Raw genomic sequence first — 11,861 nt, forward strand, 5'->3', positions numbered from 1 at the left:
CGATTGCTCAAAGTCTCCACCTCATTAAGCGGACATAGGCACCAAATCGAATAAATTCCGATACATACTAGATATATTTGCGATGTAACTAGCTGTAATTCTATTTGTATTAACGCAAGCGTAATAGCCCTCATCTGACAATCAGATGGGGGCTATTTAAACTTGCGACTAAGGCAGTGTGACCAGTCAGTTGTAGGAGTCCAAAGTACTCCTATTTATTACCGAAGGAGATTGGTTTTCGCCAGTTCGATGACTTCGTTGCCTTGTCCGTTCAAAACGGCTTTCAGCATCCACATCGTAAATCCGCGAGCCTGCTCGAGGTTGATTTTCGGCGGCATCGCCAGCTCCTGACGATTGACGACAACGTCTAATACTACAGAACCGCTGTGTTCGATCATTCGGCGAACGGCGCTTTCCAAGTCATTCGGATCCTCGACGCGAATTCCTTCGATTCCCATGGCTTGAGCAAGTGCCGCAAAGTTAGGATTGTCGAGTTCCGTTCCGAATTCTAAAAAGCCAGCAGCTTTCATTTCCAATTCCACGAATCCAAGCGCACCATTATTAAAAACAACGATCTTTATCGGGAGCTTATGCTGACGAAGGGTCAATAGATCTCCGAGCAGCATAGTGAGTCCCCCGTCCCCAGACAGCGATATGACCTGGCGTCCCGGTTGCGCAACCTGCGCCCCAATCGCCTGGGGCATGGCGTTCGCCATTGTCCCGTGGTTAAACGAGCCAAGTAGCCTTCTTTTTCCATTCATGCTCAAGTATCGGGCAGCCCACACAGTCGGCGTCCCAACATCGCAAGTAAAAACGGCATCCTCATCTGCGAGATCGCTGATTACCTTCATGAGGAATTGTGGATGAATAGGAGCTCGTCCGGGAGCTGCAAGGTTGTCCAGTTCCTCGCGAACTTTGGCATAATGTGCTGCAAAGTGCTGCAGGTGATCGGGGGAGTGCGGTTCCATTAAAAAGGGTAACAGCGTGTCGACCGTCGTCTTTATGTCTCCGCATACCCCGTATGCGAGCGGCGTTCGCCGGCCTAGTCGGGAGGAATCCAAATCAACCTGAAGGATGGTCGCTTCTTGCGGATAAAATTGCCGGTATGGAAAATCGGTACCCAGCATGAGTAAGACATCGCATTCCATCATGGCGTGGTATCCTGATGAATATCCGATGAGGCCGGTTAATCCGACGGAATACGGGTTGTCATATTCCAGATATTCTTTTCCTCGCAGCGCTATGACCATCGGGGATTGCAGTTTCTCGCACAGCTTCATTAGCGAAGCATGAGCTCCCGAGCAGCCAGCACCGCACAGCAAGGTGATCCTCTTGCCTTTGTCTAAGTAATCGGCAAGCGTCTTCAATTCGTCTGTAGAAGGGCAGACAATTGGCCGGGTGGAATGGATGACGCGTTCTGGAACCGGGCTTTCGTCGTATTCGAAAGCGGCTACATCACCAGGAAGTACTAAGACAGACACTCCCGCCCTTGCCGTCGCGGTTTGCATCGCCATCGTAACAGCTCGAGGTATTTGCCTCGGTCCGGTTACGACTTCACAAAAGAAGCTGCATTCCTGAAACAACATGTCAGGACGTGTCTCTTGAAAAAAGCCGCTGCCAATTTCACTGCTCGGAATATGAGCGGCAATCGCAAGTACTGGCACCCGGTTTCGATGGCAATCATACAAACCGTTAATGAGATGTAAATTACCAGGTCCGCTGCTACCCGCACATACGGCGATTCCTCCGCTTAGGGTGGCATCCGCGCCAGCCGCGAACGCTGCAACCTCTTCGTGGCGGACATGGATCCATTCTATTTTTCCGGAACGACGGATCGCATCAAGCAAGGCATTAAGCGAATCGCCGATAATGCCGTAAATTCGCTTTACGCCGGCGTTTAGAAGGGATTCCACGATGGAATCAGCTATCGTTCTTTTCAAGGGAATCACTCCTTATTGTTTTTATTATTTTGCCATAATATGAGCAGTATATTCTTGATTTCACTACGATCGGGTTTGTTGGGCTTTAATCTTAAAACTGGTTCAGCCTTGCCATAAACGATAAAAAAGATGCATTGGTTATTGCCATCATGGTGAAAAACGGCTACTATTCCCCTATTCTAGTTATTGGGATGAGCAAGGACACAAACATATGGTTTGGTTTGAGGACGCACGTGCGAGGGCAGCGAAATGCCAACTGGTTATTGACCATCGACTACGCGGTATAGGGGCTTGGCAACTTGGTCTTAACTTTCCGCGATCGTCGTTTTTAATTATGCATTTCTTCATGCAAAGAAGAGTTATTTAGATGTCCAACTCCTTGCATTCAATGTAACATCGTAAAATTTCGAATTATATAGGTTTCTTACTACGTGTTCTGATCATAGTAAAAACAGCTAATAAAATCGGAAAGATGATACATGGGAACAGCGATGAAATAGTGAATATTTTTGCTCCATATGTGAAGTGATCAGCCGTTCGGATATAACTTCTACAAGTATGGGCAAAAAATAGCAGTCCAACTACAAATACAAGAGGTTTCTTTTTCTTTATATTTAAAATGTTTGCTAACACTAGTGTAAACACATATTGCGTAACAATGACAGAGAGTAATGTAAGAACCGTCCATAATCCGATATTCATGACTTCGATTCTCTCCAAGTATTCTCCGAATTTCACCAATTGTATGGTTGAAAAAAATGGAAACATTGACGTACTTATGTAGTTGAACCCTAATGAGCCAAGACATAAATAAGTAATAATTAGCATGTAAAGCCCTGACATAATAATAGCAATCATAGAACTTAAAAATATTTTTCGCGGCCGTTCGACTCTTGACATTAAAAAACCAAATGTAATGACTTGAGAGAAGTTAAATGTAAATATGGACATGCTCTGCGCGATGACTTCAGATAAATTACTTTGAAACGGAGGAAGGAATGGATTGGTTTGAATCTCTGGAAAAACAAATGGGCAAGTGAAAAGGAAACCGATTAAAAAAAATGGCAAGATAACCATGTTCATTCGTACTAAAGTGCCAAGTCCTATATAAACGCCATATGTAGAACAAATAACACAAGTAAAGATCAGTACATTTGCATTTGTATTTGGCAACATGATTGTTCTGTAGGACATAGTCATCGCCCTAAGCCCTCCAGAAGTGGATTCAAGATTATATAAAAGATAGATACAAAGTATAGATTTCCCGACCCATTTCCCCAATACTTTATTACAAATTTCCACTAAACTAATTTGCGGATACTGACGATGAACATAATAAATGAGGGATAGTACACCAATACCAATACAAATATTCAAAACATTAGCCATCCAGACGTCCTGCTTTAATACTTTTGCTTCGGACAGAAATAATCCTTCAAATCCTGAAATAAATCCGAATAATAGAAAGCTAAACTGAATATGAGATATCTTTTCTAAACCTGCCATTTACATCCCACCTGTTTGTTTATTCAATAGATCATGATAGATATAGTCGGATAGTGGTGTATACAAAATAGTGTACATACTTTCAACTGTTGGCCATTTTTCCCCAAAATATGGGGTAAAATAGCCCCCAATAAAACAACATAATACAAACATCCAAATAGCATCAGATACTGATGACTTTTTGAGTAAATGGATTAATAAAACAATTCCATAAATAAGAGAACCAATCATAAAAAAACTATTTACCATTAATGCGCCCCTCCAATGGACGTGGTCATACCCGCTTTGTCAATTATAACTGAGGCATGAATTTCAATAGGTACATTAGGATATATATTTTCCCACTCCTTTTGGATGGTTTTCCATCCAGTTGGCTGATGTTGGATCAAAATATCTGAAAATCCAAGTATATCTACTTTCAAATCCCTTTGAAAATGATCCAGGCTATTCTTTAATGCTTGTTCCATATGCTCAGTAGCAGCTTCCTCCATCTGTTTAATGACTTCCGAATTTGTAACGTCTATATTCTGATTCACACTTTCGACCGTTACATTAAATTTCATAATAACTTTCATAACTGGCATACCATTTCTAAATTCACTCTGAATCTCAGAATTGATAACATGAAATATAGAAGTAAAATCGAAGTCAGATTTCGACTTAATATTTTCAGGAAATTCTAGGTTTCTCCATATTTTCTTATTAGATAAGATGTTAACCACTACAATATCTTTTCCATCCAACCATCCAACCAACCTCTCCTTATAAATCACTGCTCCACCACTCAATACAAGTACATCTTTGATTTTAGTTTGAGATGGGTTTACAACTAAACTGGCTGTCACAAATCCCCGATGAGGATTAGCGTATAAGTTAACAAAGTCTTTTAAAATGATTGGAGAACTCTGGCCGAGAAGTTTATTATTTCGGATTTGACCCAGTAGATCATCTGAAATGATATCTCCGGACTCGGTTTTAAATTTTAATTTAGACGAGGCTTGACCTTTGGATATGATCAGGTAGGATGTAATTCGGAACTCACGTTTTCGTGTTAAGTAATCTACTACCTCGTATAAAGAGTACCGTGCCGCATCCTCACCAATGATGAAAAATTTATTATGCTGAAAAATAACATTTTTACCAGCATGAGCACGCATTTTTTTACCTGCTTCTAATAGCGTACTTCCTGTTTCACTTGTAATCCATTTGGTAAATGCTCCTGTTTTTTCTTGACTCGAGTTTGAAGGCAAAACGCAAAATGTTGTAAATGTATATTGTTTTGATTTTTGGTCATAATCGATAGCTACTGCCGTATCTAGTGCAATATCACTGATTTCTGAAGCATCACTCGAGCATCCTTCAGTTAGAATCACAATTATACATAATATTACATACCCAACAACACGTCTCATATTAATCCCACTCTTTTCCGGTCATATAATTGGTTGGACGTTTAGAAACCTCCCCTATTCGCACCTCTTGGCGAGATGATGCTTTTCTAAATTTAACCGGGAATAGTATAATTTCTTTAAAAACATTCTTCCATTTATCCGATCCAAGCGGATCTAGAAAAAGAACGCCACAAGATCTTAAGGAACATAAGTGGTAGATAATCAGAAACAAACCCACAGATACTCCAAACATACCTTGATTGGCCGCAAGAATCATTAACGGAAACCGTAATATGCGAAATGAAATACCTGTACTGAAGTAAGGAACTGTAAAGGAAGCTATACCCGTCATCGCAACAACAATGACCATCGGACGTGAAACAATCCCTGATTGTACAGCAGCTTCACCAATAATAAGAGCACCTACGATACTGACTGATTGCCCCACAACGCGTGGTAAACGTAAACTCGCTTCCCTTAGCACCTCAAAAGATACTTCCATAATGATCGCTTCAATGAATGTAGGAAATGGTATCCCTGCTTTTGAAGAGAGAAACGTCATCATGAGCGGCGTTGGAATCATTTCTAAATGAAACGTGGTTAAGGCTATATAGAGTGAAGGACCCATCAAAGAAATGAACAAAGTGATTAAGCGTATGACACGCATTAAATTAGCGAAGTAAAATCGTTCGTATAGGTCTTCTGAAGGATGAAGCATTTCAAAAAATGTACTAGGTGCAATTAATGCGTTTGGTGACCCATCCATCATGATTACGATTTTCCCTCGATTTACTGCTGTGACGACACGATCGGGTCTCTCCGTATCCAATATCTGAGGAAATGGTGAAAACGTACTATCTTGAATCAATTCTTCAATTTGTGTACTATCCACAAGCGTATTAATTTCTATTGCTTCAACTCGACGCATCAGCTCATTCAAAACTTCGCTATTAACAACATTCGCAAGATAGAGGATCATCACTTTCGTTTGGCTCTCTTGTCCTAGATGAACCAATTTGGCTTTCAGATTTGATGATTTCATCCGTCGAAAAACCATACCTAAATTTATTTGCAAATCATCAGAAAAGCCTTCTCGCGGACCGCGTACGTTAAGTTCAAGCTGTGGCTCACCTATTGCTCTAGTTTCGTATCCTGGCAAACTCATGGCATAACCTTCAGAATGTCCATCCATAAAAATAACGAAGTTGGCATCAGCAACATGACTGACGATTTCATTCATATCCGTAAGCACTTGTACATCGCCTAGCGAATATAGGGTATCAAGGATCGTTTTTTGTACTTGTCCTTGATCTTTATTCGCTGATAAATCCAAGTTAATTTTACGGATGATTTGTTCATTTAATCTTTTTTCATCCACGAGGATCGTTAAATATACGATGAATGCTCCACAGTTCACATCCGAATGGATAAGGTTTCTAACGATTAGTAATTCATTCTCGGAGTAAAATTGCTGAAGTTTCTCTAAGTTCATAGCCGCAGATGATGTTACCGGTACTTGGTTCAATTCTATTGTCCCTCCTCCCTTAGATCACATGAACATTGGATAATTATCCAAATATTAGTGTTTCCTGTAGTATTAGCAATAGTACTCCGAAGTATGTTCCATGTTCATTCATAACTCAAAGTTTATTTTTTAAAATGCCAATTAAAATAGGCGACCTCCTCTCGATTGTATTTCGAGAAGCGATCGCCTGTGCTACTGCTTGTATGTCAATTAGGAAAAGTGTTTACCTGCTGTAAGGGTTGTTCCCCAATCACCAATGATGTCGTTTCAACAAGGCACTAGTTCTTTAACCTCTTTACTTTGCATACTCATACAATTCTTCGTCCTTTAGATTTGGTGTAGGACCCAAAATATTTTCTAAAGCTGATTCCATCGGAAGACCCTTCTCTGCTTTGAACACCCAGTCATGATTAGCTAATGCGGCTTTTCCTAGTGAAATCAAATCTGAACCTGCCTCCAGCGCCCTTTCGGCATCCTCTGGCTGATCCAGTTGCCCATTAGCAATAACAGTCGTATTTCCATATTTTTTCGCTAATTCAGCTAATGTTGAACCGCTATCCCCGAAGGCCGGTGCATGGGCATTATATTCAGTGACGTGGATATAATCGGGCTTTTCTGCGCCAATGGCTTCGAAAATGATTCGGGCGTCTTCTTCACCGTTCGCCCACTTGTGCACATAGTAATTGGCTTTAGCCTGCGAAATTCGAACGCCGACAACAATACGTTGACCCACTTTTTCCTTGACGGCTCTAATAATATCGGTGACAAAACGCACACGGTTCTCAGTAGATCCGCCATATTCATCTTGACGTAGATTTGTGAAATCCGTCAAAAATTCGTCCAATAAATATCCGGCTGCCGCGTGAATCTCTACCCCGTCGAACCCTGCTTGTTCGGCTCTTAAAGCTGCTTCCGCAAAACTGGCTATGATAGCTTTGATTTCTGCTAGTGTAAGTTCCTTCGGCGTTAGATACTCGCCTTTACCTCCAAATGCTGGTGGTTGCTCACCTAAAGGCTTCACAGCCGAAGGAGCCACTGTCCCATCTTTATAAATGTTACCTATAGCGAGAGCACCAGCATGAGCAATTTGCAAAACAATTTTACCACCCTTAGCATGAACAGCTTCAGTTACTTGTTTCCAAGCTTCGAGATGCTCAACATTTGCGATTCCAGGTTGAAAACTATATCCTTGACTGTATTCTTCATCTGGGTATGTTGCTTCGGTAATCACAAGACCAAATCCACCCGCAGCATAGCTTTGATAATATCGCGCCATTCTATCGGTTGCATTTCCATTCTCTTCGGCAGAAATGCGAGTCATCGGGGCAACTACTGCTCGGTTTTTCAGGGTAAGATTTCGCAGTTTATATGTGGAAAGAAGTTTTTTAAGTGTTGTCATGATAAATATCTCCTTTTATGTTAAAAAGTTATTTTTCCTAAAAAATCACTAAGTCTCTAAGGTCTACGACTCGACAATGTTTTCGATTATGATAATCTGTTCCAAAGTTCAAAGATTTATACAAGAATAAATGAATGGACGACCGCTACTTTACCATTAAAACGATTCGTAATGGTTAATTTGCTGCCCTTTCACCAACAGGTTCAAACCAGCGAAGCATCTTACTTTTTATTTGCGTTTCTCACGTTATTTGCGTTTCTCACGAAACTCATTATGGAGCGTATGTTCCAAATTGAAATTACTTTTTAGTTTTATAGTAACCAAAAGTTATAATTTTGTCGTTTAAGGGAGATGGCTACTAATCTACATGTAAATTACCTGCAATTATGGTTCTTTCCAGAGGAACAAGGTCAAGAACCTTCATATCAAACCACTCAATAATCTGATGGAACATTCTAATCATAAGACTTCATCCCTTCTCACTATTTTTCTTAACTCATACATATAGTAGCTTATGTCTATTTATTGTTCTGTAAGATAGATTACTTTGGATTGGTTAAATAGAAGACAATAAAATCAGCTTAACTACAGAAAATTTTAGTGAACTTCTTATAATGTATATAATTCACTTTTGTAATATTAATACTACACCATTGCTTCCTTAGAATACATTTCAGGACATCATAGTATGCTGAAGTCTCTTCGACTCAATAGTTCATTTTAATATTTCTTGATTTCAATGATATGAGCATCACACTCATTATTTCTTTACTTGGACTTTTTGATTCATACGAAAGCTTATGAAATCTCTAGCTGTTGGAAAATTCTTTTCTGCTAGTTCAACAAAATAAATTTGACTTGTCGATCCATGGACAAAAACAACCAAAGACATTAACAATATACTAATCATTGCGGCAAAAACAGAAGAAGCTATTCTAATGGAATAGATAATACTTCATCTATAATCGATGTTAGATACTTATAATACGTATACACAATAAATGTTGCAGCAATACTCAAGGCAGGAACAATGTAACCTTTTCCGCTAGTACTGCGCGGCACAAAAATTAGCTGATTATTTGTTCCATCATCAATCACTCCTTAATTGGAAGACATCTTTAACTGCTATTTTGAGCCTCCGTTATCTGCTTACCATTAGTCCCAAGTGATATATGTTCGTTCTGAAATCGAACCGACTGACTTAAAGAAATTACTTTCTACTTGTAATCTACCTTACTGAACGATTGTTAAGAGAGAGTTACTATATAGAAGTGCGAAAGAAACAGAAGAAATTAATGGGGAAATATTAAAATCAGCGAAAAGTGAACTGATTAACATTTTTCATTCATTAATGAGGGAATGAAACTTACTAAGTTTTAAATTTTACATTTCCATTATAATCAGGTTGATTCTCCATTCACAAACATCATCTATAATATAGTTATTATAAGCTCAAGGAGGTGTTTATATCATGTATTACGAAGAAGATCGCGAACCGTATGACAATGATAAGGATGAAAAATAACCCGGTATCCACAAATAGTAAAATTTCGACTACAAATGACCTCGGTTCACTCTCAAAATCACGGACAAACAGCAAACCTTTACAACCCAAAAATCAGTTCTTAACCGCATACCACAATGCGTGTCAAGAACTGATTTTAATCTATACAGGACCTCCGCAGGAAAGTTTCAACGGAGGATTTCTGCTACTTGCAGGTCTGAGTCACTAAGTTTCATTCCTCGCTTCCCCCTGGGCGCCAATTTAAAATCTTGCCATATGATTATATCGTCTTCCCTCTGGATATAAACAGAAATGAATCTACACTCCTCATCTCCGCATCAGTACACCTTCAATCTAGATCGTAACACGATCATGCTGGAGAGGATACGCCATAAACCTATCATTTCCTTCAAAAATCCATTCACTTTGATAAACGCAACTTCCCCTTTCAACGAAACCAGACTGGTTTTCTTGCATGTTAAAAAACGGCGCTGCTGCACCCCGGGGTGCAGCAGCGCCGCAAGAGCAGCTATTCGAATTTCAAAACGACGTTGCCTTTTTTCCCAGGCGCAGCAACAGCTTCCACGGCATGCTTGATTTCGGATAGATCGAATTCCTTATAGCTTGAGAGCATGGGCTTCGAATTGCTTCCCACCTCGATGGCGGCTTTCACGTCTTGCATTCGCTCATCTGCCGTCGTATCTTCTTGCCAAGTCATGATCGTTGCCCCGACCAGTGTAAGCGACTTTACCGTTAAAGCGGTCATGTCTGACGGTCCACCCGCCAAGGAGCCATAGGAAACGATGCGGCCTTTGACAGCCAACAGGTCGAATAGTCCGGTTAGCATGTCGCCGCCGACCCCGTCAACCGCCAGCATGATGTCTTCTCCGGCTGCTTTGCGGACCTCAGCCTGCCAGCCATCCACGTCGGTTGCGATTATGTTTCCGCCAGGCAGCTCCCTTTCCAAATGTTCGCCAGAATGGGTGGAGCGTACAAGGCGAATGGGGTCGATTCCCTGCTGAAGCGCAAAGTAAGTGATCATTTTGGCCACAGAAGATGATGCGCTGGTCTGAATCAGCCGCCTCGGGCGCGGCTCTAGTTCACGCAAGCCCGCTCGAAGCACATGCCGGGCTGTGATGGTATTGATGAGCAGTTGGGTCGCGATTTCGTCTGACATCTCATCGGGCAATGCCACCAGAGCCTGGGCGGGCACAGCTACATAGCTCTGCCATGCTCCCGGGTAGAAGAACGCCACGCGCATGCCCATCGTCAAACCGGTTCCATCCAGTGCACCCGGCGCGGCATCCTCGATGACTCCTGCCGCCTCGAGGCCAGGCAACCGACCTTCGGGCAACTTTTCAGAAGAATCGGAGTACTTTGTGGCAATCAGCTGGAGATCACCTGGATGAATCACGCTCCTTGTGATCCTGACCAGCACCTCACTTTCGGCAAGTTGTTGGTCAAAAGTCGCGGACTCCACCTCAAGAACCTCTTGAGGATCGCCGAAGCGATACTGGATGATGCGTTTTCCTATGCGTGCCATTTCTCATTCTCCTTGACTACAGGGATAGGAAAGCAACGAATCATCTATTTCCATCCCTATATTTTCATTTTTTATCTTTAGTTAATCTCGAGTCAGATATCAATCTTCAACTTTAGAAAGTGGATACTTGATTTCTAAAAATTCCTTATATGTCATTGGTTTTCGGCCAACCAGACGTTCAAGTTCTCCCGATATCTCCGAAAATTCTCCGCTTTAGCGATGAGAAGTAGAGATTGCAGATGTTATAGCGTATCAACCCTTAGATGTTGCTTCAAACGATGAATTTCTCCAAGAGATTCAAATTCAACCCAGCAAGAGGACCGCCTATTTGCTGAAGACTACCGCCATGGCTTAAGGAGCCGAGATCAATGCATGCAAAACCAATTCCCTCCCAGATTTCTAGGAAAACTTGTTTTGTCGGGCTGTCGTCTCCTGATACGAAAAGGACCGTCTTCGGCTTCTTTTCCGTATAATCCTGAATCCATTGCATCGGAACCGTGTTGAAAGCTTTAATTACACGAGCGCCAGGAGCATATTGCGCTACGATTTCACTGGAATTCACTTCTGACAAGTCACCAAGGGAATCCATATTGTCAAAACGGTTGGTAGCATCAATAATAACGCGGCCTGTCCAATCAGGAACCATCGACAAAGCTGCAGGAACTTGCGACCACCCTACGCTCAAAATGACGTAGTCCTGCTCAGCTGCTTCTGACGGCGTTCCAGATTTCGCGCCAGCACCGAGCGAACTTACCAGCTCCCACAACGTTTCGGGACCACGGCTATTACTCAGCATGACTTCGTGGCCGTGCAGCAACAGATGCTTCGCCAGCGTTTGAGCAACGACTCCTGCTCCTATAAAGCCAAATTTCATTACGCACCCCCAGGTATTATCTAATTTATTTTTATCTAGTCGTAACTGAAACAAGTGCCCCTCATTCACTAAAGAACATGAAGCTAGTTCAAAAACACGACCCGTTGGCCGTGTTTTTGTTATTGGGGTAACCCAGCGGTCATCACTTGAACAGTGTGAAGGTCCGTGGCTTTGCGTCA

At 41.7% G+C, this 11,861-nt stretch carries 8 protein-coding genes; all 8 read right to left on the reverse strand.

Annotated elements, in window-relative coordinates; translation table 11 throughout:
- Nucleotides 1–218: 218 nt before the first annotated feature.
- Nucleotides 219–1,940, reverse strand: a complete 1,722-nt coding sequence (poxB, locus tag RQP52_RS07030; RefSeq protein WP_315950440.1) for a ubiquinone-dependent pyruvate dehydrogenase — start codon at nt 1,938–1,940, stop codon at nt 219–221.
- A gap of 411 nt (nt 1,941–2,351) precedes the next feature.
- Entirely contained in the window at nt 2,352–3,446 is a 1,095-nt protein-coding gene (locus RQP52_RS07035; protein WP_315950441.1) for a GerAB/ArcD/ProY family transporter, read from the reverse strand.
- Complete coding sequence (locus RQP52_RS07040) at nt 3,447–3,695, reverse strand: hypothetical protein (protein ID WP_315950443.1); 249 nt, start codon at nt 3,693–3,695, stop codon at nt 3,447–3,449.
- On the reverse strand, nt 3,695–4,858 hold the full coding sequence (locus RQP52_RS07045) for a Ger(x)C family spore germination protein (RefSeq protein WP_315950444.1): 1,164 nt from the start codon (nt 4,856–4,858) through the stop codon (nt 3,695–3,697). Before RQP52_RS07045 ends, RQP52_RS07040 begins: the two co-directional genes overlap by 1 nt.
- Nucleotide 4,859: 1 nt before the next feature.
- The gene (locus RQP52_RS07050) at nt 4,860–6,362 is read right to left on the reverse strand and encodes a spore germination protein (protein WP_315950445.1); all 1,503 of its coding nucleotides are present in this window, start codon (nt 6,360–6,362) and stop codon (nt 4,860–4,862) included.
- Nucleotides 6,363–6,657: 295 nt separating this feature from the next.
- Complete coding sequence (locus tag RQP52_RS07055) at nt 6,658–7,761, reverse strand: NADH:flavin oxidoreductase (protein WP_315950446.1); 1,104 nt, start codon at nt 7,759–7,761, stop codon at nt 6,658–6,660.
- 2,033 nt (nt 7,762–9,794) lie between these two features.
- On the reverse strand, nt 9,795–10,808 hold the full coding sequence (locus RQP52_RS07060; protein WP_379175253.1) for an alcohol dehydrogenase catalytic domain-containing protein: 1,014 nt from the start codon (nt 10,806–10,808) through the stop codon (nt 9,795–9,797).
- 271 nt (nt 10,809–11,079) lie between these two features.
- Nucleotides 11,080–11,682: an NADPH-dependent F420 reductase gene (locus tag RQP52_RS07065; protein WP_315950449.1), complete on the reverse strand. Its 603-nt coding sequence runs from the start codon at nt 11,680–11,682 to the stop codon at nt 11,080–11,082.
- Nucleotides 11,683–11,861: the final 179 nt, after the last annotated feature.

The sequence above is a fragment of the Paenibacillus violae genome, assembly GCF_032461945.1.
GTDB classification, from domain to species: Bacteria; Bacillota; Bacilli; order Paenibacillales; family NBRC-103111; genus Paenibacillus_E; species Paenibacillus_E violae.